Source organism: Bradyrhizobium sp. CCBAU 45389 (assembly GCF_028128625.1).
Lineage (GTDB): Bacteria > Pseudomonadota > Alphaproteobacteria > Rhizobiales > Xanthobacteraceae > Bradyrhizobium > Bradyrhizobium liaoningense_B.
Genome location: NZ_LBIY01000016.1, coordinates 1 through 354, shown reverse-complemented (window position 1 = coordinate 354; position 354 = coordinate 1). Strand labels below are relative to the sequence as shown.

Below are 354 nucleotides of genomic sequence, written 5' to 3'. Positions count from 1 at the left end.
CGCGGTGTTGGAGCGCCTTGGACAGGGCTGGTCGCCCGAGCAGGTCGCAGGCCGGCTCGCCCGCGACCATGGCCGCAAGGTGATCTCCTACGAGACCATCTACCGCTTCATCTACGCCCAGCTCCGGCGCACCTCGGACTACAGCTGGCGCCGCTATCTGCCTCGCGGCAAGAGCAAGCGCGGCTGTCGCGGCAAGAAGGGCGGCAGTCCCGCAAGCTTCATCGAAGGCCGTGTTTCACTGGCGGAACGGCCCATCGAGGCCGCCAGCCGCAAGGTTCCCGGCCATTGGGAAGCCGACCTGATGATGTTCTCAAAATACGGTCAGGCCGTGCTGACCGTGCATGAGCGCACCTC

General features: G+C 66.1%; 1 protein-coding gene. It reads left to right on the top strand.

Annotation, left to right across the window (positions count from 1 at the left end; genetic code table 11):
• Positions 1 to 354, top strand: a 354-nt coding sequence (locus XH79_RS06765) for an IS30 family transposase (protein ID WP_271581144.1), incomplete at both ends; no start/stop codon positions are given.